Below are 26,005 nucleotides of genomic sequence, written 5' to 3' on the forward strand. Positions count from 1 at the left end.
CACTGTTTATGTCTCAGCCCTCGACGGTGATGCCCATGGAACGGCAGGTGCCGCGGACCATGCTGCATGCAGCTTCCAGAGAAGCAGCGTTCAGGTCGGGCATCTTGGTCTTTGCGATCTCTTCCACCTGAGCGGCGGTCAGAGAAGCGACCTTCTCCTTGTTGGGCTTGCCGGAAGCGGTGTTGATGCCAGCGGCCTTCTTGATCAGAACGGCTGCCGGAGGAGTCTTGGTGATGAAGCTGAAGGAGCGGTCAGCGTAAACAGTGATGACGACGGGGATCACATAACCCATCTGGTTCTTGGTACGCTCGTTGAACTCCTTGGTGAAGGCCATGATGTTGACGCCCTTCTGACCCAGAGCAGGGCCAACAGGGGGAGCCGGAGTTGCCTTGCCGGCCTCGATCTGCAGCTTAATGTAGCCAGTAACTTTCTGTGCCATGATAAATGCACCTCCAAAAATCTGTGGTGAGTTGCGGTACGGTGTCTCCGTACCTCCCACGAGCATGTGCCCAGTGCACACGCTCTATAAGAACCGCACTGCGGTCTTACCTTGGTAAACGTTCCTTGCCGGTTGATTACGGCAGCTCGACCTGACCAAGCTCCACTTCTGCGGGAGTTTCGCGGCCGAACATGTTGACCTTGAGCTTCACTTTGAAGTTCTCGGTATCGATGGCCTCCACAAGGCCCATAAAGCCTTCCAGAGGACCGGCGGTGATCTGCACGGTGTCGCCGACAGCAAAGTCGACAGCCAGAGGTGCAGCCTTTTCTACGCCCATCTTCTCCACTTCTTCAGGGGAGAGGGGAACGGGCTTGGATGCGGGACCGACAAAACCGGTGCAGCCGCGCGTATTGCGCACCACATACCAGGTATCGTCGTTCATCACCATCTTGACCAGAACGTAGCCGGGGAACAGCTTGTGCTCCACCATCTTCTGCTTGCCGTTCTTGTCAATTTCGGGAACCATCTCGACGGGAACCTTGATATCGCAGATCAGATCCTGCAGATGGCGGTTCTCCACCATGGTCTGCAGGTCGTTTGCGACCTTGTTCTCATAGCCGGAATAGGTATGCACGACATACCAAAGTGCCTCATTGGATTGTTCTTCCATTTTGGTTGACCCTCCGTTTCAAGATGATTCTCAGGCGCCGATGATCAGGCCCAGGATGCCGCCGAAGATGGCATCCAGCAGGATCATCACGACCGCTGCGACGGCGACAGTGATGAGCACGACGATGGTGTTGGTCTTGACGTCCGCCTTGGACGGCCACACCACCTTCTTCAGCTCGCTCTTGGTGTCGCGGAAGAATTTGGAGACGCGTGCGCCAAAATTCTTCACAGCGGCCTTTGCTCTGGCCACAAAGCCCGGCTTGTTCTCGGTTTTGTCTGCCATGATGCGTCCGCCTTTCTTACTTGGTTTCGCGATGAACGGTGTGCTTCTTGCAGAAACGGCAATACTTCTTCATCTCGAGACGATCGGGGTTGTTCTTCTTGTTCTTCGTGGTGTTGTAGTTGCGCTGCTTGCACTCGGTGCAGGCCAGAGTGATTTTAACGGTCATTTGTTGACACCTCCATTATAACGGTCGTTTTGAACCTCCCTCGGGTTGCGGGTGGCATCTGTAAAACAGGCGCACTTAATAACCCCGCAAAAGAGGTGATATCATTGTATCACGCCGTTTTCCATCCGTCAAGCGGAAATTTGCGATTTTCAGAAAGTTTTCCTTAAAAAATCTCTCCAGACAGCGGCAGGCCTTTTGGCATTGTGCTTGCATCACGCGCATAGATATTGTATAATAAGCCAGAACGGCATTTTACCGGTTAGAACGCGCCCTGCTTCATGGGGCTTTATAAATAGGAGAGAGATATCATGCAGTCTGAAAAAATGTGCGTCGTCCTGCTGTTTGGCGGTATGTCCAGCGAGCACGAGGTCAGCCGCGTTTCGGTGGGCAACTTCGTCAACAACATCGATCGCGAAAAATATGAGACGCTTGCCGTGGGCATCACCAAGGAGGGCCGCTGGCTGTACACCGAGGCCACTGCAGCCCAGATGGCCGATGGCAGCTGGGAAGAGCTGGCAGGCAATATGCCCTGCGTCATCAGCCCGGACCGCGCCGACCATGGCATGATCCTGTTCACCCCGGAAGGCCATGTGGAAAAGGTGCATGTGGATGTGGTCATCCCGGTGCTCCATGGCCTGTGGGGCGAGGACGGCACGGTGCAGGGCCTGCTGGAGCTGGCCGGCATCCCTTACGTGGGCTGCGGCGTGCTGGCAAGCGCAGTGTGCATGGACAAAGCCGTGGCCAACGCTCTGTTTGAAGCCAACGGCGTGCCCCACACCAAGTGGGTGGCCGCGAACCGCTGGGAGATCGAATCCGATCTGGAAGGTGTGTGCGACGGTGTGGAGCAGAAGCTGGGCTGGCCGGTGTTCGTCAAGCCCGCCAATGCCGGTTCCAGTGTGGGCATCTCCAAGGTGTCCAGCCGCGAGGAGCTGAAGAAGGCCATCGACCTTGCACTGGAAAACGACCGCAAGGTGGTGTTTGAAGCCTTTGTGGACGGTCAGGAAGTGGAGTGCGCCGTCATCGGTTCCGACCCTGCCGTGGCGACCCGTCCCGGCGAGATCCTTGCCGGTGCCGAGTTCTACACCTATGATGACAAGTACAAGAACGGCGTGAGCCAGACCGTCATCCCGGCCCACCTGCCGGAGGCAAAGCTGGACGAGGTAAAGACCTACGCCGCCATGGCCTACACCGCCCTGAACTGCGAGGGGCTGGCCCGCTGCGACTTCTTTGTGGAGCACGGCACCGGACGGGTGCTCATCAACGAGATCAACACCTTCCCCGGCTTCACGTCCATCAGCATGTATCCCAAGCTGATGGAGCACGAGGGCCTGCCGGTGCCGCAGCTCATCGACCGGCTGATCGCACTGGCTCTGGAAAGAAAGGAAAAGCAGCATGGATAATCGCCCCATCGGCGTGTTCGACAGCGGTCTGGGCGGGCTGACCGGCGTGCGGGAGCTGCGCAAGCGTCTGCCCCACGAGGAGATCATCTATTTTGGTGATACCGGCCGCGTGCCCTACGGCAGCCGCAGCCCGGAGACAATCCTGCAGTACACCCGTCAGGACGTTGCGTTCCTGCTTTCGAAAGATGTAAAATGCATCATGGCGGCCTGCGGCACGGTGTCCAGCACCTACCCGGCTGCAGAGGCGGCCCGGCTGCCGGTGCCGTATCTGGGCGTGGTGGATGCCGCTGCCCGGGAAGCGGCCTTTTCTACCCGCAACCGCCGCATCGGCGTCATTGGCACGGCGGCGACCATCCGCTCCCGCAGCTATGAAAAGCTGCTGCGACAGCTGGTGCCCGGTGTGGAGATCACCGCCCGGGCCTGTCCGCTGTTCGTTCCGCTGGTGGAAGCCGGTTATGTGGACCACAGCGAGGAGAGCCGGCAGCAGGTGACGAAGCTGGTCATTGCGCAGTACCTGACCGAGGTGCGGGATGCCGGGGTGGACACCCTCATTCTGGGCTGCACCCATTATCCGCTGCTCAAGACCATGATCGGTGAGTTCATGGGACAGAAGGTGACGCTGGTGGACCCCGCCAAGACTGCCGCCCATCATCTGGAACGGATGCTCTCGGAACGCGGCCTGAAAGCGGCGCAGGAGCATGAGGGACAGGCACATTTCTATGTCAGCGATGTGCCGGACAGCTTTGTGCAGACGGCAGACCTGTTTCTGGGCGAGTACAAGGGCGGCCCGGTGGAACAGATCGCCATTGACAAATATTGATAAGGGAAAGCAATGTGAGCAAACCGTTAAAGGAAGATTATATCATCCGCATCAAGAGCCGCATCGAGCAGCATGTGGAAGAACCTGCGGAGGAAGAAGAAAAGGAAGAGTTTGTGGAGCTGATGACCCGGGGCCAGTTTGTGCAGAAGGGTAGCAGCTACTACATTACCTATAAAGAAACGGAGACCACCGGCTACGAGGGCTGCACCACCACCCTGAAGATCGCCGCCGACGGAAGCCGGGTGGCCATGCTGCGCTTTGGCAAGGGCGGCGGAGCCGGTACCCAGCTGCTCATCGAAAAGGGCAAGCGCAACCTCTGCCATTACGAGACCGGCTACGGCTCCATGACGCTGGGCGTGACCGCCGACGAGATCGAGTGCGGCCTGACCGAGAAGGGCGGCACCGCAAAGTTCGGCTACCTGCTGGATGCCAACAGCGCCGAGCTTGTGAGCCGCAACCGCCTTGAAGTGACCGTGACCCACGTAAACTGAGATATTTCCCAGACTGTGAAAGGAACCAGACCGATGACTGAATTTGAAAAGATCTACCAGAACTATAACCCCCGTCAGGCTGCGCTGGACGAGGCACGCACTCTGCTGACCGCTGCCGCCAAGGCCGCCATGGCCGATGGTGCTCTGCCGGAAGCTGAGCTGCCCGCCTTCATCGTGGAGACCCCCGCCGATACCAAGAACGGCGATATCGCCTCCAACATCGCCATGGCCGGTGCACGCAGCTGGCGCAAGGCTCCCAAGATGATCGCGGATGCGCTGCTGGCACATCTGCCCTCCATCGAGAACAGTGTGTTTGCCAAGGTGGAAGTGGCTGGCCCCGGCTTCATCAACCTGTTTTTGGCTCCGTCCTTCTGGGCCAGTGTGGTGCTGGGTGCCTGCTCCAACAAGGAGTATGGCCGCACCGATCACGGAAAGGGCGCCAAGTACAATGTGGAATTCGTTTCCGCCAACCCCACCGGCCCCATGCACATGGGCAACGCCCGCGGCGGCGCTCTGGGCGACTGTCTGTCCGCTGTGCTGGACTGGTCCGGCTATGATGTGACCCGTGAGTTCTATATCAACGATGCCGGCAACCAGATCCAGAAGTTCGGCAAGAGCCTTGCCGTGCGCTACCTGCAGAAGTACTGCGGCGAGGAAGCCTATCCGCTGCCCGCCGAGTGCTATCAGGGCGGCGACATCAAGGTGCTGGCCGGTGAGTTTGCCGAGCTGAACGGCGACAAGTACGTTGCCGCTTGCAAGGGGATGGACGAGGAGACTCTGTTCGAGAGCGAGGCTTTTGCCGCCCTGAAGGACGCACTGGTGGCCTACGCTCTGCCCAAGAACATTGCTGCCCTCAAGCGCGATCTGGGCAAGTACCGCATCGACTACGATGTGTGGTTCCATGAGAGCACCCTGCACGAGTCCGGCGCGGTGAAGGCCGTGGTGGATAAGCTGCTGGAGCTGGGCGCATGCTATAAGGCAGAGGACGGTGCCATCATGTACCGCAGCGCCCAGTACGCTGCCAAGTACGGCACGGTGAACAAGAAAAAGACCGAGGACGGAACCGAGGAGGAAGCCAAGGACGAAGTGCTCGTCCGTGCCAACGGCATCCCCACCTACTTTGCCGCCGATATCGCCTACCACTACAACAAGCTGGCCACCCGTGGCTTTGCCAAGGCTATCGATGTCTGGGGTGCAGACCATCACGGCCATGTGGCCCGCATGAAGGGTGCCATGGATGCCATCGGCTTGAACGGCGAAGATCTGGACGTTGTGCTGATGCAGATGGTCAACCTGATGCGCGACGGCCAGCCTGTGCGGATGTCCAAGCGCACCGGCAATGCCATCACCCTGACCGACCTGCTGGAAGAGGTGCCCATCGACAGCGCACGCTTCCTGTTCAATATGCACGACGCAGGCAGCGGCATCGATTTTGACCTCGATCAGGCTGTCAAGACCGACAACGATAACCCCGTGTACTATGTGCAGTATGCCCATGCCCGCATCTGCTCCATCCTGAAAAAGATGGAGAGCGAGGGCGTGCAGTTTGCCGGTGCCGAGAAGGTGGATGCCACCCTGCTCACCGAGCCTTCCGAGATGGATCTGATCCGGATGCTGGCAGCCTTCCCGCAGGAGATCGTCATGGCGGCCGAGAAGTACGATCCCAGCCGCATCAACCGCTTTGTCATTGATCTGGCCAGCGCCTTCCACCGCTTCTACGGCAGCTGCCGCATTCAGGGCGCAGACCCCGCTGTGCAGCAGGCACGTCTGGCCCTGTGCATCGGCGTCAAGAATGTCATCTTCAATGTGCTGACCATGTTCAAGATCAACGTGCCCGAGAAGATGTAACATAAAACCATGGGGGCTGTTGCACAGCATTTGGCGCAACAGCCCCTTTTTACGGTGTATGGATGGAAAGCAACTGCCTCTTTCCGTCACGCCCCTCCCGTGAAAATGCGTTTGGAGCGCTCCGCAGAGCGCGACAAACGCGAAATAAAAATAATCTTTCCTCTGAACATGCGCAGAGCAACGCGGAGCGCATTCAAAATCGTTTACCCCAAAACAGATACAAGGAGATCCCATGGAACCTTTGAAGATCGGCAATATCATCCTGCCCCACCGGGCGGTGTTCGGCCCGATGGCGGGCTTTACGGATGCACCCTGCCGCCGCCTGATGGCCCAGCACGGTGCAGGCTTTACTGTGAGCGAAATGGTGTCCAGCCGGGCGCTGGTGTACGGCGACCACAAGACGGTGAGCCTGCTCAAGGCCGAACCCAACGGTGCACCCTATGGCGTGCAGATCTTTGGCGAAGTGCCCGAGATCATGGGCGAAGCCACCGCCGCCATCGAACAGTACGAGTTCGACTTTGTGGATATCAACATGGGCTGCCCGGCCCCCAAGATCGTGTCCGGCGGCGCAGGCAGCAAGCTGATGCTGGACCCGGACCGCTGTGGGCGCATCGTGGAGCAGGTTGTGGCAAATACAAAACGGCCTGTCACCGTGAAAATGCGCAAGGGCTGGGATGCCGACCACATCACTGCAGTGGAGTGCGCCAAGGCCTGTGAGCAGGCCGGCGCAGCCCTCATTGCGGTGCACGCCCGTACCCGGGAGCAGATGTACACCCCCGGCATCGACCCGGAGATCATTGCCCGGGTGAAGGATGCCGTCAGAGTGCCGGTGCTGGGCAACGGCGACATCCACTCGGCAGAGGATGCGGTGGAGATGATGCAGGCCACCGGCTGTGACGGCGTGATGATCGCCCGGGGCGCGCTGGGCGACCCGTGGCTCTTTGAGCGGGTGAACGCCGCCATTGAAGGCCTGCCCGCACCCAAGGCACCCAACCTGCAGGCCCGCATGAATGCGCTGCGCCGTCAGGTGGAGGAAATGGTGGAGCAGAAGGGCGAGTTCGTCGCCATGCCGCAGGCCCGCTCTCAGACCATGCACTATATGAAGGGGCTGAAAGGTGCGGCCAATCTGCGCCGCTGCTGCTGCACTCTGACCCATCTGGAAGATCTGGACGAGCTGATCGATGCTGTTTTTGAAGAGCAGCGCAAAGCGGGCATCGACCCGGACGACGTGCGCGAGGTGCCGTTTCCGTAAGGAAAATATTACTGCTGCCGGGTCAGCTCATCCAGATTCTGGGTGTAACAGGGCAGACAGTGCTCTATGAACCAGTCGGCTTCCGGGCAGTGCATGGCCTGCAGGGCCGCTTTCTGCTGGGCCAGCGCCGCGTCAAACTCGTGGTTGCCGCTGCGCTGCTCCTCCGTGCATTTGATGAGGGCGCTCAGCCGGTCGGCGGCCTTCAGCAGGCGCTTTTCCTCGGCGGTGAGCAGTTCCCCGGAGATGAACGGGGACAGCTCTTCGCTCAACTCGTCCGGCAGAAGGCCGGTCATGCAGCGCACGCTCTCGGTTTCCAACGCCTTGTAGGCATCCCGCAGGGTGGGGCTGCTGTACTTGACCGGTGTGGGCATGTCGCCGGTAATGATCTCCGGCGCGTCGTGGTACAGCGCCGCCACTGCTACCGTTTTGGGGCGGCAGGGCGTGCCGGTGTACCGCCGTGCGATCAGGCAAAGCATGTGGGCCAGCAGAGCGGTATCGCAGGTGTGCTCGCTGAGAGATTCGGCCCGGGTGGAGTGCATCAGGCTCCAGCGGGTAATGTATTTCATGCGCGCCAGCAGGGCGCTGAACGGGTACAGCATGGCAGCTTCCTCCTTTTTTCTCCAACATACCTGTCCGGCAGAGCGTTGTCAAGCCCTTTTTTCTGCGCAGTGTTCGTGCTATACTAGAACAAACCAACTTTCTGCCGCTTTGGCAGAGAAAAGAGGAAACCATGGAGCGGTCTGGTACTGCCCGGCAGCCGCAGCTGCTGGGACAAAAAAAGGATAAATTCTGGCTGACGGTGGGCCTGTGTGCCCTCACGGCGGCCCTGTTCTTTCTGCCGTTTTATATCATCGACGGCGGCTTTTTCCACTATGCAGGCGATTTCAACAGCCAGCAGATCAGCTTCTACCGCTATATGAACGGCTTTATCAAGGGCGCAGGCTACCCGGACAGTGCGTTCACCTCGGTGCACAATACCTTCTCATGGGCTACCGACCTTGGCAGCGGCGTGATGAACGCCTATTCGTTCTACCTGTACGGTTCGCCGTTCTTCTGGTTCTCGCTGCTCTTCCCGCAGGGGTGGCTGCCCTACCTCATAGTGCCGCTGCTGGTGTTCAAGTTTGCCGTGGCGGGCGGCGGTGCGTACCTGTATCTGCGCCGCTACGTCAAAAATATCGACTACGCCGTGCTGGGAGCCTGCCTGTATACCTTCTCCGGCTTTACGGTATACAATGTGTTCTTCAACCACTTTGTAGATGTGGTGGCGCTGTTCCCGTATCTGCTGTGGTCGCTGGACGAGGCCCTTTACAACGACCGCCGCAGCTGGTTTGCGTTCTGGGTGGCGGTGAACCTTGTCAACAACTACTTCTTCTTCATCGGTCAGGTGGTATTTCTGGCCATCTACTTCATCTGCAAGCTCAGCACAAGGGACTTCCGTCTCACTGCAAAAAAGTTTGGCCTGCTTGCATTTGAAAGCCTGCTGGGCGTTGCCATGGGCAGCATCCTGCTGGTGCCTGCGGTGCTCTCCATTTTGCAGAACCCGCGCACCATCGACCTTTCCTCCGGCTGGGGCTTTCTGACCTACAGCAAGGTGCAGCAGTACCTTGCAATTCTCGTCAGCTGGATCATGCCGCCGGATTCTCCCTACCTCACCTCCATCTGGTCGGAGGGCGTGATCAAGTGGACCAGCATGTCGGCCTATCTGCCGCTGTGCAGTCTGGCCGGTGCCGTGGCCTACTGGAAAGCAAAGTGCGGCGACAGTAAAAAGCGCATCGTGGGCACCTGCGCTGTGTTCGCACTGGTGCCCATCCTGAACAGTGCGTTCTACGCCCTCAATTCCAGCTACTATGCGCGCTGGTACTATATGCCGGTGCTGGTGCTGGCCGCAATGACCGTGAACGCGCTGGAAGACCACAACACCGATCTGGACAGCCCGGCCCGCGGCATCAGCTGGCTGATGATCGCCACGGTGGCCTTTGCGGTGGTGCCGGTGCAGGACAGCGACACCGGCAGCTGGTCGTTCGGCGTGCTCAAGAACCCCGGTCAGTACTGTGCGGTGCTGGGCTTTGGCCTGCTGGGCCTGCTGTTGTACCGCTATCTCTGCCAGAAGTGGCGGGGCGACAGCCGCTTTGCCCAGCGCCTGACGGCGGCAGTGCTGGCGTTTGCCTTCCTGTTCAGCGTGGTGCACATCGGCATTGGCAAGTTCGGCCAGTGGTATACCGACAGCGACCTTGTGAAGCAGGACACCAACGCCCTGCTGTTGAAAAACGACCTGCCCGAAGGCGATTACCGCGTGGATACGTACAAGATCCACGACAACATCGGCATGTGGCTGGATAAGAGCTGCCTGCAGTATTTTGGCAGCACGGCGGCCCCCAGCATCCTCAGCTTCTACCCGGCGCTGGGGGTCAAGCGGGATGTGCGCAGTGAGCCGGAGCTTTCCAATTATGCACTGCGGGGCCTTTTGAGTGTGGAGTACCTTATCACCACGCCGGAAAAGCAGACCGACTTTGAAAACGAAGCCGACGACGGTTGGGAATATGCCTTTGCAAAGGACGGCTATGCGGTCTACCGCAACACGAACTACGTGCCCATGGGCTTTGCCTATGACTATTACCTCACCCAGACCGAGTACGAAGAAACAGCCAAGGCCACCCGCGCAAACCTCCTGATGCGTGCACTGGTGCTTACCGACGAGGATGCTGCAGTCTACGGCAAGTACCTCACCCATCTGCCGGAAGGCAGACGGGAGGAGCTGTACTATGAGTCCTACGTGCAGGACTGCCGCGAGCGCCGTGCCACGGCTGCCAGTGTGTTCCAGATGAACAATTCGGGCTTCCACGCCGAGATCACGCTGGAAAAAGAGAACCTCGTGTTCTTCTCCGTGCCTTACGATGACGGCTTTACGGCCTATGTCAACGGGCAGGAGGCCGACATTGTGGAGGTGGACGAGGGATTGATGGCTGTGCTGTGCCCGGCAGGTGAAAACAGCATCGATTTTGTCTACCAGCCCGACGGCATCCGGCTGAGCCGTGCGCTGACTTTGGGCGGCATTGTGGTATGGCTGGCGTACACGGCGTACTTCGTCTGGCGCAAGCGCCGCACAAAGCGGGCCTGATGCACGGAAGAATGACTTTGTGCTGTAGAAAAAAGAAATTTTTGAAATTTCCTCTTGACTTTATGCCAATAAAGTGTATAATGCAATCAAACCGATGAGGCGGAAGAGAACCTGCACAGCGCATCTTCAGTGAGCCCGGACAGTGAAAACGGGCGAGAGCGGGGCAGAGCTTCGTGGGCCGCCGAGGGCCGGGCAAATGGGCAGCAAGCCTTAGTAGCTTTGGACGGAAGTCTCCGTTACAGGACAGGGGAGTGTTGGCTCTCCGTGAGAGGCTCTGCAGTTTGCAAAGCAGGGCAAGCAAGGTGGCACCGCAGAATCGAACTTTACCGATCCTGTCCTTGTGGATAACACACAGGGACAGGGTCGTTTTTATTTGTAAGACCCGTCCCGCAAGGGGAGCGGGTCTTTTACTTTTGCCGCCCGCTCCGGGAAAGGAGTTTACTGTTATGAAAAACGTTACCATGATCTCCCGCCGCAGCTTCCTCAAGGCCGCTATGGCTGCTTCCGCCGTTTCTGCACTGGCATTCACCGGCTGCGGCGACTCCGCTTCCAGCACCGTGGCTGCATCTTCCACCGCTTCTTCCGCAGCAGCCGAGGGCGGCCAGACCTTCAAGGTGGGCATCGTCAACTATGTGGATCATGCTTCCCTCAACCAGATCGTGGAATCTGTGGAGAGCCGTCTGGATGAGCTGGGGGCAGAGAAGGGCGTTACCTTCGACTACGCCGACTACTACGCAAATGCACAGGCTGACCAGTCCAACCTGAACCAGATCGGTGCCGACCTCGTAGGGGACGGCGTGGATGTGATCGTGGCTGTGGCTACCCCCACCGCCGCAACCATGCTGGCTGCTGTGGAGGATACCGATATCCCCGTTGTCTACTCTGCCGTTACCGATCCCGCCGCTGCAGGCTTTGACGGCGAGGAGAACATCACCGGCACCTCCGATGCACTGAACACCGAGGCCATCATGAAGCTGATCACTGCCGTCAACCCGGACATTGACACCATCGGCCTGCTGTACGACCTGAGTCAGGATGCCTCCACCCAAGCCATTGCAGACGCAAAGGCCTTCTGCGACGCCAACGGCATCAAGTACATTGAGAAGAACGGTACCACCACCGCCGAGGTGCAGATGGCTGCCGAGGCCCTGATCGCTTCCGGCGTCAAGGCCGTGTTCACCCCCACCGACAACACCGTAATGACCGCAGAGCTGTCCATCTACGAGACCTTCATCGAGGCAGGCGTCCAGCACTACACCGGTGCTGACAGCTTTGCACTGAACGGTGCGTTCGTAGGCTACGGCGTGGATTACGTCCAGCTGGGCGAAGCCACTGCCGATATGGTGGCAGAACTGCTGTGCGAGGGCAAGACCACTGCAGATCTGCCGTACCAGACCTTTGACAACGGCATCGTCACCATCAACACCGAGACCTGCGAAGCACTGGGTCTGGACCTCGACACCGTGAAGGAGGCCTTCAAGCCCTACTGCACCGAGATCGTGGAAGTGACCACGGCAGAGAACTTCTCTTAAAAAAGTACCCTCTCAGTCAAAACCTGACGGTTTTGCCAGCTCCCCCGAAAGGAGGAGCTTTTGGCGGTTCTGAGGAAAGGTTCTGTTTATAAAACCCTCCCGTGAAAATGGCATACCGGAGCGTCCGCAGACGCCATTTCAAATCGTCCACTCAAAAAACATAAAAGGAGCACACACATGCTGGCGAGTATCTTTTCGCTCAACGTCCTACAGACGGCGCTGGAACTGGGCTGTATCTATGCCCTGGTGGCGCTGGCACTGTTCCTGAGCTATTCCATCCTGAACATTGCAGACCTGTCCACCGACGGCTGCTTCACATTGGGCTGCGCGGTAGCCTGTCAGGTGGCTTTGACCGGCCACCCCATTCTGGCACTTGTTGCAGCTATGGCGGCAGGTGTGTGCTCCGGCTTTGTCACGGCCTTTTTGCAGACCCGGCTTGGCGTGGAGAGCATCATGGCAGGCATCATCGTCAACACCGGCCTTTACACCATCAATCTGGCCGTGATGGGCTTTTCCTCCACCATGTCGCTGGTCAAGACCGACACTGTTTTCTCGCTGGCAAAGGGCTCACTGAGCTTCCTTGGCGGCTGGTATAAGCTGGCCATCGCGCTGGCCATGATCCTGCTTGCCGGTGCGGCGATGCTGGGCTTCCTCGGCACCCGGCTGGGCCTGTCCATCCGCGCCACCGGTGACAACGCTGCCATGGTGCGCGCTTCCAGCATCAACCCGGCCTTCACCATCACGGTGGGTCTGTGCGTTTCCGGCGCATTGTGCGCCCTCTCCGGCGGCCTGCTGGCGCAGTATCAGAAGAGCTGCGATATCAATGTGGGCACCGGCATGGTGACTATCGCACTGGCCTCCCTCATCATCGGCGAGACATTGCTCGGCAAGCGCACCATGCCGCGCCGCATCATCGGCGTGGTGTTCGGCAGCTGCCTGTACCGTTTTATCGTGGCTGTGGCCCTGCGCTTCAATGTGCCAGCCGCCGCCATGAAGCTGGTGTCTGCCATCATCGTGGCCATCGCCATTTCGATGCCGGCCATCAAGGAAAAAATCGCCTTTGAGCAGCGCAAGCATGGGGCCTGCCGCCGCCGCGTGACTACCGGCAAGGAGGGAAAGTAAGATGGAAATGCTTCAGCTGAACGATCTGCACAAGACCTTCAACCCCGGCACGGTCAATGAAAAAGTGGCCCTGAACGGCGTCAGCCTGCACATGGAAGCCGGGGACTTTGCCACCATCGTGGGCTCCAACGGCGCGGGCAAATCCACCCTGTTCAACGCCATCACCGGCGGCTTCATTGCCGACGAGGGCAGCATCCTGCTGGGTGGACAGGATATCACCTTTGAGCCGGAGCACCAGCGCAGCAAGGTCATCGGCCACCTGTTTCAGGACCCGCTCAAGGGCACCGCACCCAACATGACCATTGAGGAAAACCTTGCGCTGGCCTATCTGCGTGCCGGCACTGCGCCCCACGCCATCTTCTCCCGCATCTCCCGCAAGGACAAGGAAGTGTTCCGCGAAAAGCTGGCGCTGCTGGATATGGGCCTTGAGGACCGGATGAAGCAGCCGGTGGGACTGCTCTCCGGCGGTCAGCGGCAGGCGCTGACCCTGCTCATGGCAACGTTGGTCACCCCCAAGCTGCTGCTGCTGGACGAGCACACCGCAGCGCTGGACCCCGCCACCGCCGAAAAGGTGCTGGAGCTGACCAAGAGCATCGTGGCCGAAAAGAAAATCACCTGCCTGATGGTCACCCACAACATGCACCAGGCATTGGAGCTGGGCAACCGCACCCTGATGATGGATTCCGGCCGCATCGTCTTTGACGTGAAGGGCGAGGAACGCAGCCGGATGACCGTGGACGGCCTGCTTGAAAAGTTCCGCGAGAATGCCGGCAAGAATCTGGACAATGACCGCATCCTGCTGAGTAAAGTGGAAAAGTGACCCGAATGGCAAAGCACAGCCCCGACAGACCATGCAGTCTGCCGGGGCTGTATTTTTGAGGGGGCACACCGCAGGGGAAAAGCGGCTTCCCCTGAAACAGCAAATCCCCCCTGCGCAGATACACAGAGGGGATTTTGAATATCAGAAATTACTGAACGTATTCAACCGTGTACTCGAAGCCGTACTCTTCCTGCAGCTTCTTCACCTCGGCCTCGCAGTCCTCGATGAAGGTGGGGGCGTAGACGGAAGCGCCGTTGTGGGCCTTCTTGTAGTCCTCAACGATCTGCTGCAGCTTTGCCCAGCCCTCGTTGGCCTTGTTCTGGTCGATGCTGTCGGGGAAGTTGATGATGAACTCGCGGTGTTTCGGAATACGTGCTTTCATGGTAGGTTCTCCTTATAACAGTTTGGATTTTGATTGTTGATTTATACAGAAGCACAGGGGAAAACCTGTGCAACTTGCGAAAAACGGATCACAGCCCGTATACCCGGCGGGCATTTTCGGCTGTGGTGCGGAACACCTCTTCGGCAGAGATGCCCCGCAGCTGGGCGATATACTCGCCCACATAGCGGATGAGGGAGCTGTCACAGCGGGTGCCGCGCACCGGCTCCGGTGCCATGTAGGGGCAGTCAGTCTCCAGCACGATGCTTTCCAGCGGCAGGGCGCTGATGGCCTTTGCCGCCCGCTTGGCACCCTTGAAGGTGCACGCCCCGCCGAAACCGATGAACAGTCCCTGCTTTGCCAGCCACACCGCATCGTCGGCACTGCCGGAATAGCAGTGGACGATGCCCTTGGGCTGGTATTTTTTGAGCAGGGCGTAAACATCGGCGTGCGCATTGCGGTCGTGCACGATGATGGGCTTGTCCAGTTCCAGCGCCAGCCGGATGTGTGCCTCAAACATGGCCAGCTGGGCATCCTTGGGCACAGGCCAGTGGTAGTCCAGCCCGCACTCCCCCACAGCCACCACCTTGGTGTCCTCGTAATACGGGGCCAGAGCACGCATCTCGGCGGCCCAGTCGCCGCCATAGACCGAGACCGTAGGAGCCGGGCCTTCCTCGCCGCAGTCGGCGGCGGGCAGCAGGCTTTCCGGGTGGATGCCAACGGCGGCCACCACCCACGGGTAGCGGTGCGCCAGCTCCAGCACCCGGGGTGCATCCCCGGAGTGGGTGGCCTGTTCACATACGCCCACCACGCCCTTGCCGGGCAGGCTGTCCAGCAGGGGATAGCGGTCGGCGTCAAAGGCGCGGGCGCTGTAGTGCGCGTGGGTGTCAAAAATGGGGCCGGTCATTTGCCCTCCTTTTTGGCGGGGGCCTTGTTCACCAGCCAGATGCCCACACACACGAACACCAGCGCCGCCAGATACTGCCAGCGGAACAGCGGTTCGCCGTTGAGCACGGCGCTCAGCAGTACATTGACCACCGGGTTCACAAAGCCAAAGATGGCAATGCGGCTGACCGGGTTGTTCTTCATCAGCAGGGCCCACAGCACATAGCCTGCCCCGCAGATGAAGGCCAGATACAGCATGACCACCACCGCCAATGCGCTCTGCACATGGAGACTGCCGCCCATGACCGCGCCCAGCACAAACAGTGCCAGACCGCCCACGAACAGGTTGATGAAGCAGACGGCAAAGCTGTCTGCTTTTTTGGTCACGGATTTGTTCCACGGGCCGGACAGGGTAAAGATGACGGTGGCCGTCATCATGCAGAACACGCCCCAGCCGCTGCCGCTGCCGTGGTTGCCCAGCGTGCCGATGAGCACGCCCGCAAAGCCGACGACACAGCCCAGCGTTTTGGCAGGGGTCATGCGGTCGGCGTTGCCGTAGATGAAGTGGGCAAAGATAACGCCCAGAAAACTCTGGGTGCTGTTCAGGATGCCGCCAAAGGCACCGGTGAGCATGGCAACAGCGATATAATAGAAGGCGTACTGAAATGTGGTCTGCCACAGGCCCAGCGCACAGCACTCCGCTGCCACTTTGCCGCGGGGGAACTTGGGCAGGCGGCTCTGCAGCAGAACACTGCCCAGAAGCACCAGAAAGCTGCCCAGCATGAATCGCACACCGGCAAAGCAGAAAATGGACGCGGTGTTGCTGGTCTCAATGGAGAACAGCCGGTAGCCCAGCTTGATGAAGGGAAAGGCCGAGCCCCACAGCACATTGCAGAAGATGGCCAGCAGCACGGCGAACACCGGCGTGCCGAAAATTTTATCCAGCCATTCCGCGCGGGAAAGCGTTTTGTTTTCCTGCATGGCGGCTCAGTGGATGCGGCTGCCTACGGGGGTGTCGTCACCGTAGAAAGCGATGGAGCAGCCGCCGTCGGCGGTATCAGCAGCAAAGATCATGCCCTCGCTGACGTACTTGCCCTTCATCATCGGGCGGGGAGCCAGATTGCACACGATGCCGATCTTTTTGCCAATCAGATCTTCCGGCTTGAACCACTTTGCAATGCCGGAAAGGATGCAGCGCTCCCGCTCGCCGTCGAACACGGTCAGGTGCAGCAGCTTCTTGCTCTCCTTCAGGTTCTCGCAGGCGCGCACCTCAGCCACGCGCAGCTCCACCTTGCAGAAGGTGTCAAAATCGATCTCTTCCTCGTGGGTAAAGTCCACGGTGCTCTCCTCGGCAGGGGCGGCAGCCTTCTTCTCTGCTTCTGCCTTGGCCTTGTTGGCAGCTTCGGCAGCGGCCTTGCGCTTCTCGTCCTCTTCCTTCAGATGGGCGATCTCCTTTGCCACGTCGATGCGGGGGAACAGTGCTTCGCCCTTGTGCACGGTGTAGGTCTCCTGTGCGCCGTAGGTGGTCTTACTCAGATCCAGAGCGGAAGCGTCCAGACCCAGCTGCTCCATCATCTTGGGGGCAGTGGTGGGCAGGTAGGCGTTCAGCAGGATGCCGCACACGCGCAGTGCCTCGCACAGGTGGTACAGCACGCTCTCCAGACGGGCCTTGTTGGCCTCGTCCTTGGCCAGTGCCCAGGGAGCGGTCTCGTCGATGTACTTGTTGGCACGCTGGATCACCGCAAAGATCTCCATCAGAGCCTGCGGGATGGTCAGGTTGTCCATGTCGGCCGTGACCTTGGCGGCCAGCTCGTTGACCATGGTCTCCAGCTCGGTGTCGATGGCCTCGGTACCGGCCACATTGTGCACGGTGCCGCCGAAATACTTCTCGCACATGGCGACCGTGCGGCTGAGCAGGTTGCCCAGATCGTTCGCAAGGTCACTGTTGATACGGTTGATCAGAGCTTCGTTGGTGAACATGCCATCGTTGCCGAAGGGAATCTCACGCAGCAGGAAGTAGCGGATGGAGTCCACGCCGTAGCGGTCGCACAGGATCACAGGGTCCACCACATTGCCCACGGACTTGGACATCTTGCCGCCGTTCATCAGCAGCCAGCCGTGGCCGAACACCCGCTTGGGCAGGGGCAGATCCAGAGCCATCAGCATGGCAGGCCACAGGATGGTGTGGAAGCGCAGGATCTCCTTGCCCACCATGTGCAGGTCGGCGGGCCAGAACTTGTCGTAGTCGTGATATTTTTCGTTGCCGTAGCCCAGCGCGGAGATATAGTTGCTCAGGGCGTCCACCCACACATACATGGTGTGCTTGGGGTCGAAGGGCACCGGAATGCCCCACTTGACCGAGGTACGGGACACGCAGGTATCCTGCAGGCCCTGCTTGATGAAGGCAATCATCTCGTTCTTGCGGCTCTCGGGCTGGATGAACTGGGGGTTCTCCTCGTAGAGCTTCAGCAGGCGGTCAGCATACTTGCTGGTCTTGAAGAAGTAGGCTTCCTCGTGGGCGTCGTAGACCTCACGGCCGCAGTCCGGGCACTTGCCGTCCACCAGCTGGCTGTCGGTCCAGAAGCTCTCGCAGGGCTTGCAGTAGTGGCCGATGTACTCGCCCTTGTAGATGTCGCCCTGCTCATACAGCTTGGTAAAGATCTTCTGGCAGGACTCCATATGGTAGTCGTCGGTGGTGCGGATGAAACGGTCGTAGCTGACGTCCAGCAGCTTCCACAGATCCTTGACGGTGGCTACGATCTTGTCCACATACTCCTTGGGGGTCACACCGGCATCGGCAGCCTTGTCCTGGATCTTCTGGCCGTGCTCGTCGGTGCCGGTCAGGAACATGACGTCATAGCCCTGCATCCGCTTGAAGCGTGCCAGTGCGTCGCAGGCGACGGTGGTATAGCTGTGGCCGATGTGCAGCTTGTCGCTGGGGTAGTAGATGGGAGTGGTGATGTAGAATGTCTTGTGCTCACTCATAGGTTGATACTCTTCCTTTCCTGATTTGGCGGGGGACGAAAAAAGCCCTCATCCTGCCGGACTGAGCCGGACAAGGACGAGAGCCTGAAACTTTCGTGGTACCACCTTGCTTCGCCGCACCCTTGCGGGCGCAGCCTTTTGCCGGGCAAAAAAGCACGGCGCAGCGCGGTAACGGGCGCACCCGTCGCAGGCTCAATCTTCACCTGCGCAGCTCCGAGACCATCTTCGGCATCGCGCGGCCTGCCCGGTTCCATCCTTCGGGCTTTCTGTCAGGCGCAGACGGTGCGTACTCTTCTCTTCACAGCCAATTTACATTGTTATGTCTATAATACGCAAAAACGGTGGGTTTGTCAACATTAAATCTCGTAATCCAGACAGAACCGCGCCTTGGTGTAGGGCCGCACCTTGCTGTCGGCCACAGCCACATGGGCGGGATGGACGGAGTAGCCCTTGAGGGCCTCGGCGCTTTCAAAGGTGGTGTCCAGCATCAGGTCGGCGGTGGAAGAGGGGAGACCGTTGATGTTGACATGCACTTCCACAAGGCCGGGGATCTTGCCTGCCAGACCTTCCAGCCCTTCCTTGATGCCTGCCTTGACGGCGGCTTTTTCGGCGTCGGACAGCTCGTCCTTCAGCTGCCACAGGATCACATGCTTGACCATAATAAAATACCTCCTGCGTTTTTTCTCATTGTAGCAGGGTGAGAAAAAATCCGCAAGAGGAAAGCTGCAAAGTATTATTGGGGTGCGAACAGCAGAACCACCAGAAGCACGGCACAGAGCACCGAAACTACGATGCCTTCCAGCCGGGTCAGTCGGATGTACTCTTCCGTGGGTTCGGGTGCCTGCGTATACCGCCCACGGTCATGCAGGGCAATGGCATCCTCCGGCTGCAGCGCCATAAAAATGCCGAACCCGATGCCGAAAAGTGCGGTTAAGATCGCACAGATGACTTCCATAGCAACCCCTCACTTTTTGGTTTTGTCGTCCCTGCTCAGGGCATAGCACAGATACGAGATCAGCAGGGCAACGCACAACACGAGCGCTGCCACCATCAAAATGGAGTGCAGCGGTTCGACCTTTGGCAGAAAAATGTTGACCAGCAAGAACGCGCCGCCGATGGTCGAAGCAATGCCGTAAAATTTGCGGAAGTGCTTCTTTTCGTCCTCACTGCTCCATCCGGTGCCGGTGCCATTGTACAGATCCCGGATGCCGCGGTACAAAAACAGCACACCCAGCGCGGCGTTCAGCCAATCCCAGCCCGAAAGATTCAAATTCATGGTGACCCCTTTCCGGCTGTCAATCCGCACTATGGTTCCAGCTTTCGTAAGCGACAAGATAAAGAAGGTCTCCCACGATGGCGATGCCGAAGATGATACGGTAAATCAGCGATGTAACAGGTGTGAAGGCTAAGATCAGAAAGGCGATGCTGTTGAGCATGTAAAACACGCCGTTCTTTTTCTGCCAGAAGGCGCGGTACTCCGGGTCGCGGTGATACTGGTTGAACGGCAGATCGATGAACGGGTCTTTGCCTTGAAGATCCCGAATGCCGGAGATGAACCAGATAACGGTCAGCACAAGGTTGAACAGAGTGGAAAACGAAAAGAACGACTCCATGGAATACACCTCCCATCTTTTTCCACAATTATAACATAGAGGGGTGAAAACACAAGGACGGTATTCAACCTTCCTGCGTAAAATTTGCACAAATCGGGCGTTGACTGTTGGTGAAAACAGCACAAAATAAAACCAGCCGGACGAGGCGGTTGCAAGCCCTCGTCCGGCTGGATCCTTACTTCTTCGGAGTCATAAGCCTCTTCTCCTTGGGGTTCCTCATTTTCGGAGTAAACGTTTCATAGGGTGACTCTCCTTAGAAACTACTGGAAACTGAGAATCTATTTCAAGGGGACGAATTTACTTAGTACATTGGACTGACCCTTCTCTTAACTGATGGAGTGCGGCACCGAGATTCTGAAGATGAATTTCATATTACCACATTCTTTCGAGTTAGATTTGCCAGGGACAAGTTACTTAGTACATTGGTAGAACTCCTTTTTGCTATTCAAATAATGCTCTCCGTACAAAAGATACCTTCATAGGAATCATCTCCGGCGGATCTATTTGAATCGCTGGGGTTTTAGTTGATCGACAGGTTGTCGTGTAATCGCATTTTTGATGCTCAAGACTGGCTCATTTTTGTTGTGTTTTTATACGGGGGAAACATCCCGTTTGTGGTGAGCCTCTGTTTTGCTTCTCAGCGAATCCCGACAGCCTGTCCAAACTGTGCGGGTTCCATATCGACCATCGGTCTCGCTCCTTTCTGCTTCAAGTCAGCGGGAGTAGCTCTCTCTTGAGCTTCTGCTGTACTTCTCTGGTTTCTGGCTTTATTATACATATTCCTGATTGATTTGTCTATTCGCAGAGTGCACAAGGATAAAAACATAAAATTGTGCAGTTCTTGAAAAATGGCAGATGGAACGTACAAAATGCCCCTTTCTGTGCGGCCTGTCCGGACGATCGTACTCTTTGGAGAGGGCTGCCGGGGAAGTCACAGCAAAGCTGCCCAGAAGTTCCGGGTCGTTTGTGGAGGATTTTGCGCAAAACGGGAGAAAGTGTCCACAGGGTATTATGCGTCAGATGGATTTGTGCTAAAATAGTGCCAATGAATGGTAGTCGCCGCCGCCCCGCGAGATGAAAGTTTCGCGGGGCGGCTTTTTTGCGGCAAAAATTTACACACAAAAGAAACGGAGACACAATCAAAATGCCTAAAACTTTACCGGAACGTATCTTCTTTACCATTGTCATGGCTGCCATTATGGTCTATGGCATGATCGTTTACAATGTGGCGCTGAACACAGGCGGTGTCACCAATACTACCTTTGTCATGGCTCTGCACGAAATGCCGATCATGGTTCCCATTGCCTGCGTGCTGGAATTTTTCGTGGTGGAGAAACTGGCCACCGGATTGGCGTTTATGTTCATGCGGCCCACCGATCGTCCGCAGTTCATCACCTATGCCATCTCGCTGATGATCGTCTGCATCATGTGCCCGGTGATGAGCCTGATCGCAACGGTGCTGTTTAAAGAGCCCAGCTTTGGCACCTGGGTGCATACCTGGGGCTGCAATATGCCCATGGCCCTGTGCTGGCAGCTGCTGTACTGCGGTCCGCTTACCCGTGCCATCTTCCGGCTGGTGTTCCGCCGGGGCGAAAAGCAGACGGACTGACAGATTTTAGATATGCAGTTATAATAAATATGTATAGGAGCGGGTGTAATACCGGACGAGACACCTATACGAATTTTATATATCGGGCATATAAAGCATGTACAATGGGGCATTTTTGATGGAAATATTTCCCGGAATGCCCTGAAAAAGCCATTGGAACCTAAGAATTGGCTAAGAAATTTGTGGAAAAAGTACATGCGAAGAGCGTTTTGTTGGACAAGATGCACAACTTTTTTTATATATCAATGCAGTAGAACCACCTAAAATGTAGAATGTGCACAAAGCCACTTGCCAATTTTCGTCAATCGTACTATCATACACAACGAAAAAAGACGAAGTGATCCGTGCAGGAGGGAGGGCGTGACCGGACAAAGCCGAACGCCTTCCTTGCTTTTTTCACAAAGCTGCGCCTTTTCTTCGAGCGATAAGAAGGACGCTGCGCCGCCGGGGCGGTGCGGCGGTCTTACCCCCGGAACCCTATTCTTCAGGAAGGAGGAAAAACAATTGAATAATCTGACCAAAGCATTGATGGAAGAGCTGACCGTCGAATACGTCAAGGTCGGCCCGCTGCAGATCCCGGAATCCGTGGTCATCAGCTGGGTGATCCTGGCCATCGTCACCATCGGCTCGATCCTGCTTACCAGAAACCTGAAGGTGGACCACATCAGCAAGCGTCAGGCCGTGCTGGAAATGGCCTACCTCGCAGGCACCAATTTCTTTGAAGGTCTGCTGGGCGAAAAGGGCAGGCGCTATGTGCCTTACCTGATGACCGTGGCCATCTACATCGCCTTCAGCAACCTGATCGGCGTGTTCGGCGTCAAGCCCCCCACAAAGGATCTGGATGTGACCGCAGCGCTGGCGCTGATGAGCATCGTCCTGATCGAGGGTGCCGGCATCCGGGCACGCGGCGGCGTGGGCTTCCTCAAGAGTCTGTCTGCCCCCACGCCGGTCATGACCCCTATGAACATCCTCGAGATCGCCATCCGCCCCACCAGCCTCTGCATGCGACTGTTCGGCAACGTGCTGGGTGCATTCGTCATCATGGAGCTGATCAAGCTCGTGGTGCCCGTGTTCGTCCCGGCGGTGTTCAGCCTGTATTTTGACCTGTTCGACGGTCTGATCCAGACCTACGTGTTCGTGTTCCTGACTTCACTGTTCATGAAAGAGACCATGGGCGGAGAAGACTGATCCATTGATATTTACTGAATTTAAAAGGAGATTATTACTATGAATGGTTTGATTGCTCTGGGCGCTGGCATTGCAGCGCTGACCGGCATTGGCGGCGGTATCGGCATCGGCATCGCAACGGGTAAGGCAACGGAGGCAATCTCCCGTCAGCCCGAGGCATCCGGCAAGATCCAGACCAACCTGCTGCTGGGCGCTGCTCTGGCAGAAGGTACTGCAATTTTCGGCTTCGTCGTTGCACTGCTGATCATCCTGTTCCTGGGTCAGTAACGGAGGCGCAGACGAATGCTGAAGTTGGATATTAACCTGCTGTGGACCGTCGTGAACGTCCTCGTCATGTATGCGGTGCTGCGCAAGTTCCTGTTCAAGCCTGTTCAGGACGTGATCGCAAAGCGCCAGCAGATGGTGGACGCAAACCTGGCCGATGCGGAGACCTCCAAGAAGGAAGCCGCAGAGACCATGAACGCCGCACAGGAAAAACTGCGCAATGTGGACAATGAGGCCGCTGCCCGCCGCGAAGCCTACGAAAAGCAGGCTGAGGTCGAAAAGCAGCAGCTGCTGGCAGATGCCCGCAAGCAGGCAGACGCCATCGTGGCCGCCGGCAAGGCGAGCGCCGAGGCCGAACGCCAGAGCAAGCTGCGGGAAGCCGATGCCCAGACCACGGCACTGGCCCGTGCGATGTGCGAGAAGCTGCTGGCCCGCAATCTGACCGCCCAGGACGACGCACGTCTGCTGGACGATCTGCTGGAGAAAGCAGGTGCAGGCAATGGCAACTGAATTCAGTCGTGAATTTTTTGCGGACAACCGCATCGTCAAGGCCGAGCTGCGCAGCGCCCGCAAGCCCCGGGAAGAGGAGCTGAACCGGGTCCGCGCCGAGGTCCGCAAGCTGTATGACGCCACCGATGTCATCCTGAACGTGACGGTGGACGAGAGCCTGCTGTCCGGCTATGTCCTGCAGGTGGGCGACCGTGTGTTCGATAACTCCGGCCGTCATCAGCTGGACAAGATGATGGAGGGCAAGCCCTCGCTGGCTACCCTCAAGACCCGCATTGAGGACTACAAGCCCGCCGAGACCTCTGCCGAGGGCGGCGTGGTCATCTCCTCTGCCGACGGCATCGTGCACGTCGAGGGCATGAACCGCGCCGTGTACGGCGAGATCGTCACCTTCGACAACGGTGCCAAGGGCATGGTGGAGAGCGTGGACCCCGAACAGCTGGGCATCATGCTGTTCGACGGAGCTGAGACCGTCGGCGTGGGCACCATGGTGACCCGCAGCGGCAAGCGTGCCGGTATCCCGGTGGGCGATGCCTTCCTGGGCCGTGTCATCAGCCCGCTGGGCGAGCCCATCGATGGCAAGGGCCCCATTGAAGCTGTGGGCTACAACCCCATCGAAAAGCAGGCCCCCGGTATTCTGGAGCGTCAGAGCGTGGATACCCCGCTCCACACCGGCATCCTCGCCATCGATTCCATGTTCCCCATCGGCCGCGGCCAGCGTGAGCTGATCATCGGCGACCGCCAGACCGGCAAGACCTCCATCGCCACGGATGCCATCCTGAACCAGAAGAACACCGGTGTGCTGTGCATTTATGTGGCCATCGGCCAGAAGGCTTCTTCCATTGCCCGCGTGGCAGGCGATCTGCAGAAGCACGGTGCCATGAGCTACACCACCATCGTGGCGGCTACTGCTTCGGACTCTGCTCCCCTGCAGTACATCGCACCCTATGCCGGTACCGCACTGGCCGAGTACTTCATGAGTCAGGGCAAGAGCGTGCTGATCGTTTACGACGATCTGTCCAAGCATGCAGTGGCCTACCGTGCCATTTCTCTGCTGCTGCGCCGCTCTCCGGGCCGTGAGGCTTACCCCGGCGACGTGTTCTATCTGCACTCCCGTCTGCTGGAGCGCTCCTGCCGGATGCGCGACGATCTGGGCGGCGGTTCCATCACCGCACTGCCCATCGTTGAGACGCAGGCAGGCGACGTTTCGGCCTACATCCCCACCAATGTCATTTCCATCACCGATGGTCAGATCTTCCTCGAGAGCGCCCTGTTCAATGCAGGCAACCGCCCGGCCGTCAATGTGGGCCTGTCGGTGTCCCGTGTGGGCGGCGCTGCCCAGACCAAGGCCATGAAGAAGGCCAACGCCAACCTGCGTATCGAGCTGGCACAGTACAAGGATATGGAGTCCTTTGCGCAGTTCAGCTCGGATCTGGACGCGGAAACCCGCCGCCAGCTGGATCACGGCAAGGCTCTGATGGAAATGCTCAAGCAGCCGCTGTATCAGCCCAAGTCCGACGCCGAGCAGGTGGTCACGCTGGTGCTGGCTTCCCACGGTGTGCTGGACGAACTGCCCACTGCCGAGCTGCGCACCAAAACTTCCGCATTTGTGCGTCAGTTCCGCGCGGATGTGTCCGGTACGATGGATAAGATCACCGCCACCGGCAAGCTGGAACCTGAAATGGTCGATGCCATCCTGAACGCCTGGAAAGCTTATGCGGGAGGCGACAGCCATGCCGTCCAGTAAGCTGCTGAAGGAGCGCATCGAGAGCATTCAGGACACCATGAAGATCACGAACGCCATGTACCTGATCTCCTCGTCCAAGCTGCGCAAGGCACGTAAGAACTACCAGAATGTATCGCCCTACTTCAACCGTATGCGCGATACCATTTCCCGCGTGGTGCCCCACCTGCCGGAAGAGCCGGTGCATCCGTTCTTCCACGAACGCAACATCGCAAACCCCAAGCGCGCTTACATCGTGCTGACGGCAGATAAGGGCATGGCAGGCGCTTACAACCAGAACATCATCAAGTTCCTCAAGGAAAATGCGGATGAGAATGACCGGTTCTATGTGATCGGCCAGACCGGCTACCGCGCGCTGTACCACAAGGACCCGCGGCTGGTGGAGGATTTCCACTACGGCGCCACGGAGCCCACGTTGCAGCGCGCCCGCGATATCACGATGGACGCCATCGATGATTTCAAGACCGGCAAGCTGGATGAGATCTATCTCATCTATACCCGCATCGAGAATGCATTGACCAGCGAGCCCACCATGGTGCGTCTGCTTCCGCTGGACCGCGCCCATCTGCAGCCTGCCCCCAAGGGTCTGGGCGATCCGAAGGGCGATGTGGAGATGTTCCCGTCTGCATGGACGGTGTTTGAACAAATCGCGCCCATTTATATGCACGGCATGATCTTTGGTGCCATGACCGAGAGCTTCTGCGCAGAGCAGAGCGCCCGTATGACCGCCATGGATTCCGCCACCAAGAACGCCAACGATATGATCCGGGAGCTGCAGCTGGAATACAACCGCACCCGTCAGGGCTCCATTACACAGGAGATCACCGAGATCATCGGCGGTGCGGCTGCCGTGCAGGACCGGGAATAAGAT

The 26,005-nt window shown here is 58.2% G+C and carries 28 protein-coding genes and 1 other annotated feature; of the genes, 15 read left to right on the forward strand and 13 right to left on the reverse strand.

Annotation, left to right across the window (positions count from 1 at the left end; translation table 11 throughout):
• Nucleotides 1–13: 13 nt before the first annotated feature.
• The 4 genes from rplK to rpmG all read right to left on the reverse strand — a co-directional run bounded on the left by rplK (nucleotide 14) and on the right by rpmG (nucleotide 1,557).
• The gene (rplK, locus tag ACKXF9_RS13060) at nucleotides 14–439 is read right to left on the reverse strand and encodes a 50S ribosomal protein L11 (protein WP_118551709.1); all 426 of its coding nucleotides are present in this window, start codon (nucleotides 437–439) and stop codon (nucleotides 14–16) included.
• 136 nt (nucleotides 440–575) lie between these two features.
• Nucleotides 576–1,109: a transcription termination/antitermination protein NusG gene (gene nusG / locus ACKXF9_RS13065; RefSeq protein WP_249237182.1), complete on the reverse strand. Its 534-nt coding sequence runs from the start codon at nucleotides 1,107–1,109 to the stop codon at nucleotides 576–578.
• A 30-nt stretch (nucleotides 1,110–1,139) separates the two neighbouring features.
• A complete protein-coding gene (gene secE, locus ACKXF9_RS13070; RefSeq protein ID WP_339396134.1) occupies nucleotides 1,140–1,391 on the reverse strand; it encodes a preprotein translocase subunit SecE in 252 nt (83 codons plus the stop codon).
• Between the two features lie 16 nt (nucleotides 1,392–1,407).
• On the reverse strand, nucleotides 1,408–1,557 hold the full coding sequence (gene rpmG / locus ACKXF9_RS13075; RefSeq protein ID WP_005920501.1) for a 50S ribosomal protein L33: 150 nt from the start codon (nucleotides 1,555–1,557) through the stop codon (nucleotides 1,408–1,410).
• Between the two features lie 308 nt (nucleotides 1,558–1,865).
• On the opposite strand from rpmG, the gene ACKXF9_RS13080 reads away from it, so the two are divergent.
• The 5 genes from ACKXF9_RS13080 to dusB all read left to right on the forward strand — a co-directional run bounded on the left by ACKXF9_RS13080 (nucleotide 1,866) and on the right by dusB (nucleotide 7,368).
• The gene (locus ACKXF9_RS13080) at nucleotides 1,866–2,957 is read left to right on the forward strand and encodes a D-alanine--D-alanine ligase family protein (protein ID WP_339396135.1); all 1,092 of its coding nucleotides are present in this window, start codon (nucleotides 1,866–1,868) and stop codon (nucleotides 2,955–2,957) included.
• The gene (gene murI, locus ACKXF9_RS13085) at nucleotides 2,950–3,777 is read left to right on the forward strand and encodes a glutamate racemase (protein WP_418266485.1); all 828 of its coding nucleotides are present in this window, start codon (nucleotides 2,950–2,952) and stop codon (nucleotides 3,775–3,777) included. The genes ACKXF9_RS13080 and murI overlap by 8 nt, the downstream gene beginning before the upstream one ends.
• A 14-nt stretch (nucleotides 3,778–3,791) precedes the next feature.
• Nucleotides 3,792–4,268 carry a DUF1934 domain-containing protein gene (locus tag ACKXF9_RS13090; RefSeq protein WP_418266486.1) on the forward strand — a complete coding sequence of 159 codons (477 nt, stop codon included), beginning with the start codon at nucleotides 3,792–3,794 and terminating at the stop codon, nucleotides 4,266–4,268.
• A 33-nt stretch (nucleotides 4,269–4,301) separates the two neighbouring features.
• Complete coding sequence (gene argS, locus ACKXF9_RS13095; protein ID WP_418266487.1) at nucleotides 4,302–6,116, forward strand: arginine--tRNA ligase; 1,815 nt, start codon at nucleotides 4,302–4,304, stop codon at nucleotides 6,114–6,116.
• A 232-nt stretch (nucleotides 6,117–6,348) separates the two neighbouring features.
• The gene (gene dusB / locus ACKXF9_RS13100) at nucleotides 6,349–7,368 is read left to right on the forward strand and encodes a tRNA dihydrouridine synthase DusB (RefSeq protein ID WP_223389101.1); all 1,020 of its coding nucleotides are present in this window, start codon (nucleotides 6,349–6,351) and stop codon (nucleotides 7,366–7,368) included.
• An 8-nt stretch (nucleotides 7,369–7,376) separates the two neighbouring features.
• On the opposite strand, the gene yfbR is transcribed toward dusB, so the two are convergent.
• Nucleotides 7,377–7,967 carry a 5'-deoxynucleotidase gene (gene yfbR, locus ACKXF9_RS13105; RefSeq protein WP_005944511.1) on the reverse strand — a complete coding sequence of 197 codons (591 nt, stop codon included), beginning with the start codon at nucleotides 7,965–7,967 and terminating at the stop codon, nucleotides 7,377–7,379.
• Nucleotides 7,968–8,098: 131 nt separating this feature from the next.
• On the opposite strand from yfbR, the gene ACKXF9_RS13110 reads away from it, so the two are divergent.
• From ACKXF9_RS13110 to ACKXF9_RS13125, 4 genes are all read left to right on the forward strand, one after another.
• Complete coding sequence (locus ACKXF9_RS13110; RefSeq protein ID WP_418266488.1) at nucleotides 8,099–10,486, forward strand: YfhO family protein; 2,388 nt, start codon at nucleotides 8,099–8,101, stop codon at nucleotides 10,484–10,486.
• Nucleotides 10,487–10,932: 446 nt separating this feature from the next.
• Complete coding sequence (locus tag ACKXF9_RS13115; protein WP_418266489.1) at nucleotides 10,933–12,018, forward strand: ABC transporter substrate-binding protein; 1,086 nt, start codon at nucleotides 10,933–10,935, stop codon at nucleotides 12,016–12,018.
• A gap of 177 nt (nucleotides 12,019–12,195) precedes the next feature.
• A complete protein-coding gene (locus tag ACKXF9_RS13120; RefSeq protein WP_339396142.1) occupies nucleotides 12,196–13,140 on the forward strand; it encodes an ABC transporter permease in 945 nt (314 codons plus the stop codon).
• A gap of 7 nt (nucleotides 13,141–13,147) precedes the next feature.
• A complete protein-coding gene (locus ACKXF9_RS13125) occupies nucleotides 13,148–13,960 on the forward strand; it encodes an ATP-binding cassette domain-containing protein (protein WP_165852891.1) in 813 nt (270 codons plus the stop codon).
• Nucleotides 13,961–14,108: 148 nt separating this feature from the next.
• Here the strand turns inward: ACKXF9_RS13125 and ACKXF9_RS13130 are convergent, their stop codons facing one another.
• The 8 genes from ACKXF9_RS13130 to ACKXF9_RS13165 form a co-directional block, all read right to left on the reverse strand.
• The gene (locus tag ACKXF9_RS13130; RefSeq protein WP_005944505.1) at nucleotides 14,109–14,342 is read right to left on the reverse strand and encodes a hypothetical protein; all 234 of its coding nucleotides are present in this window, start codon (nucleotides 14,340–14,342) and stop codon (nucleotides 14,109–14,111) included.
• A gap of 88 nt (nucleotides 14,343–14,430) precedes the next feature.
• Nucleotides 14,431–15,246 (reverse strand): TatD family hydrolase, encoded by an 816-nt coding sequence (locus ACKXF9_RS13135; RefSeq protein WP_418266490.1) that lies wholly within the window; start codon nucleotides 15,244–15,246, stop codon nucleotides 14,431–14,433.
• The gene (locus ACKXF9_RS13140; RefSeq protein WP_418266491.1) at nucleotides 15,243–16,205 is read right to left on the reverse strand and encodes a DMT family transporter; all 963 of its coding nucleotides are present in this window, start codon (nucleotides 16,203–16,205) and stop codon (nucleotides 15,243–15,245) included. Before ACKXF9_RS13140 ends, ACKXF9_RS13135 begins: the two co-directional genes overlap by 4 nt.
• Nucleotides 16,206–16,211: 6 nt before the next feature.
• Entirely contained in the window at nucleotides 16,212–18,209 is a 1,998-nt protein-coding gene (metG, locus tag ACKXF9_RS13145; protein ID WP_418266492.1) for a methionine--tRNA ligase, read from the reverse strand.
• A 69-nt stretch (nucleotides 18,210–18,278) separates the two neighbouring features.
• Nucleotides 18,279–18,520: a binding site (T-box leader), on the reverse strand.
• A gap of 45 nt (nucleotides 18,521–18,565) precedes the next feature.
• Complete coding sequence (locus ACKXF9_RS13150; protein ID WP_291014973.1) at nucleotides 18,566–18,868, reverse strand: Dabb family protein; 303 nt, start codon at nucleotides 18,866–18,868, stop codon at nucleotides 18,566–18,568.
• Between the two features lie 74 nt (nucleotides 18,869–18,942).
• A complete protein-coding gene (locus ACKXF9_RS13155; RefSeq protein ID WP_418266493.1) occupies nucleotides 18,943–19,164 on the reverse strand; it encodes a hypothetical protein in 222 nt (73 codons plus the stop codon).
• Nucleotides 19,165–19,173: 9 nt separating this feature from the next.
• On the reverse strand, nucleotides 19,174–19,485 hold the full coding sequence (locus ACKXF9_RS13160) for a hypothetical protein (RefSeq protein ID WP_418266494.1): 312 nt from the start codon (nucleotides 19,483–19,485) through the stop codon (nucleotides 19,174–19,176).
• Nucleotides 19,486–19,504: 19 nt separating this feature from the next.
• Nucleotides 19,505–19,822, reverse strand: coding sequence for a hypothetical protein (locus ACKXF9_RS13165; protein WP_418266495.1), 318 nt, complete (start codon nucleotides 19,820–19,822; stop codon nucleotides 19,505–19,507).
• Nucleotides 19,823–20,966: 1,144 nt separating this feature from the next.
• On the opposite strand from ACKXF9_RS13165, the gene ACKXF9_RS13170 reads away from it, so the two are divergent.
• From ACKXF9_RS13170 to atpG, 6 genes are all read left to right on the forward strand, one after another.
• On the forward strand, nucleotides 20,967–21,431 hold the full coding sequence (locus ACKXF9_RS13170) for a DUF2798 domain-containing protein (RefSeq protein ID WP_418266496.1): 465 nt from the start codon (nucleotides 20,967–20,969) through the stop codon (nucleotides 21,429–21,431).
• A gap of 504 nt (nucleotides 21,432–21,935) precedes the next feature.
• Complete coding sequence (locus tag ACKXF9_RS13175) at nucleotides 21,936–22,619, forward strand: F0F1 ATP synthase subunit A (protein WP_154259084.1); 684 nt, start codon at nucleotides 21,936–21,938, stop codon at nucleotides 22,617–22,619.
• A gap of 39 nt (nucleotides 22,620–22,658) precedes the next feature.
• Entirely contained in the window at nucleotides 22,659–22,886 is a 228-nt protein-coding gene (gene atpE, locus ACKXF9_RS13180; RefSeq protein WP_005944490.1) for an ATP synthase F0 subunit C, read from the forward strand.
• A gap of 15 nt (nucleotides 22,887–22,901) precedes the next feature.
• Entirely contained in the window at nucleotides 22,902–23,393 is a 492-nt protein-coding gene (locus tag ACKXF9_RS13185; protein ID WP_005944489.1) for an ATP synthase F0 subunit B, read from the forward strand.
• A complete protein-coding gene (atpA, locus tag ACKXF9_RS13190) occupies nucleotides 23,383–25,137 on the forward strand; it encodes a F0F1 ATP synthase subunit alpha (protein ID WP_418266497.1) in 1,755 nt (584 codons plus the stop codon). The genes ACKXF9_RS13185 and atpA overlap by 11 nt, the downstream gene beginning before the upstream one ends.
• The gene (gene atpG, locus ACKXF9_RS13195) at nucleotides 25,124–26,002 is read left to right on the forward strand and encodes an ATP synthase F1 subunit gamma (protein ID WP_339396150.1); all 879 of its coding nucleotides are present in this window, start codon (nucleotides 25,124–25,126) and stop codon (nucleotides 26,000–26,002) included. Before atpA ends, atpG begins: the two co-directional genes overlap by 14 nt.
• The last annotated feature ends 3 nt before the right edge of the window (nucleotides 26,003–26,005 follow it).

This window comes from Faecalibacterium sp. 9 (genome assembly GCF_048320955.1).
GTDB classification, from domain to species: Bacteria; Bacillota; Clostridia; order Oscillospirales; family Ruminococcaceae; genus Faecalibacterium; species Faecalibacterium wellingii.

Excerpts from the sequence above, each read along its gene's own strand:
- rplK (WP_118551709.1), bottom strand. The coding sequence starts at position 439 with ATGGCACAGAAAGTTACTGGCTACATTAAGCTGCAGATCGAGGCCGGC.
- atpG (WP_339396150.1), top strand. The coding sequence starts at position 25,124 with ATGCCGTCCAGTAAGCTGCTGAAGGAGCGCATCGAGAGCATTCAGGAC.
- ACKXF9_RS13185 (WP_005944489.1), top strand. The coding sequence starts at position 22,902 with ATGCTGAAGTTGGATATTAACCTGCTGTGGACCGTCGTGAACGTCCTC.
- ACKXF9_RS13140 (WP_418266491.1), bottom strand. The coding sequence starts at position 16,205 with ATGCAGGAAAACAAAACGCTTTCCCGCGCGGAATGGCTGGATAAAATT.
- ACKXF9_RS13160 (WP_418266494.1), bottom strand. The coding sequence starts at position 19,485 with ATGAATTTGAATCTTTCGGGCTGGGATTGGCTGAACGCCGCGCTGGGT.
- ACKXF9_RS13170 (WP_418266496.1), top strand. The coding sequence starts at position 20,967 with ATGCCTAAAACTTTACCGGAACGTATCTTCTTTACCATTGTCATGGCT.
- murI (WP_418266485.1), top strand. The coding sequence starts at position 2,950 with ATGGATAATCGCCCCATCGGCGTGTTCGACAGCGGTCTGGGCGGGCTG.
- ACKXF9_RS13165 (WP_418266495.1), bottom strand. The coding sequence starts at position 19,822 with ATGGAGTCGTTCTTTTCGTTTTCCACTCTGTTCAACCTTGTGCTGACC.
- dusB (WP_223389101.1), top strand. The coding sequence starts at position 6,349 with ATGGAACCTTTGAAGATCGGCAATATCATCCTGCCCCACCGGGCGGTG.
- atpE (WP_005944490.1), top strand. The coding sequence starts at position 22,659 with ATGAATGGTTTGATTGCTCTGGGCGCTGGCATTGCAGCGCTGACCGGC.
- rpmG (WP_005920501.1), bottom strand. The coding sequence starts at position 1,557 with ATGACCGTTAAAATCACTCTGGCCTGCACCGAGTGCAAGCAGCGCAAC.
- ACKXF9_RS13150 (WP_291014973.1), bottom strand. The coding sequence starts at position 18,868 with ATGGTCAAGCATGTGATCCTGTGGCAGCTGAAGGACGAGCTGTCCGAC.
- ACKXF9_RS13130 (WP_005944505.1), bottom strand. The coding sequence starts at position 14,342 with ATGAAAGCACGTATTCCGAAACACCGCGAGTTCATCATCAACTTCCCC.
- ACKXF9_RS13110 (WP_418266488.1), top strand. The coding sequence starts at position 8,099 with ATGGAGCGGTCTGGTACTGCCCGGCAGCCGCAGCTGCTGGGACAAAAA.
- ACKXF9_RS13120 (WP_339396142.1), top strand. The coding sequence starts at position 12,196 with ATGCTGGCGAGTATCTTTTCGCTCAACGTCCTACAGACGGCGCTGGAA.
- ACKXF9_RS13125 (WP_165852891.1), top strand. The coding sequence starts at position 13,148 with ATGCTTCAGCTGAACGATCTGCACAAGACCTTCAACCCCGGCACGGTC.
- secE (WP_339396134.1), bottom strand. The coding sequence starts at position 1,391 with ATGGCAGACAAAACCGAGAACAAGCCGGGCTTTGTGGCCAGAGCAAAG.
- ACKXF9_RS13115 (WP_418266489.1), top strand. The coding sequence starts at position 10,933 with ATGAAAAACGTTACCATGATCTCCCGCCGCAGCTTCCTCAAGGCCGCT.
- metG (WP_418266492.1), bottom strand. The coding sequence starts at position 18,209 with ATGAGTGAGCACAAGACATTCTACATCACCACTCCCATCTACTACCCC.
- yfbR (WP_005944511.1), bottom strand. The coding sequence starts at position 7,967 with ATGCTGTACCCGTTCAGCGCCCTGCTGGCGCGCATGAAATACATTACC.
- ACKXF9_RS13155 (WP_418266493.1), bottom strand. The coding sequence starts at position 19,164 with ATGGAAGTCATCTGTGCGATCTTAACCGCACTTTTCGGCATCGGGTTC.
- atpA (WP_418266497.1), top strand. The coding sequence starts at position 23,383 with ATGGCAACTGAATTCAGTCGTGAATTTTTTGCGGACAACCGCATCGTC.
- nusG (WP_249237182.1), bottom strand. The coding sequence starts at position 1,109 with ATGGAAGAACAATCCAATGAGGCACTTTGGTATGTCGTGCATACCTAT.
- ACKXF9_RS13080 (WP_339396135.1), top strand. The coding sequence starts at position 1,866 with ATGCAGTCTGAAAAAATGTGCGTCGTCCTGCTGTTTGGCGGTATGTCC.
- ACKXF9_RS13135 (WP_418266490.1), bottom strand. The coding sequence starts at position 15,246 with ATGACCGGCCCCATTTTTGACACCCACGCGCACTACAGCGCCCGCGCC.
- argS (WP_418266487.1), top strand. The coding sequence starts at position 4,302 with ATGACTGAATTTGAAAAGATCTACCAGAACTATAACCCCCGTCAGGCT.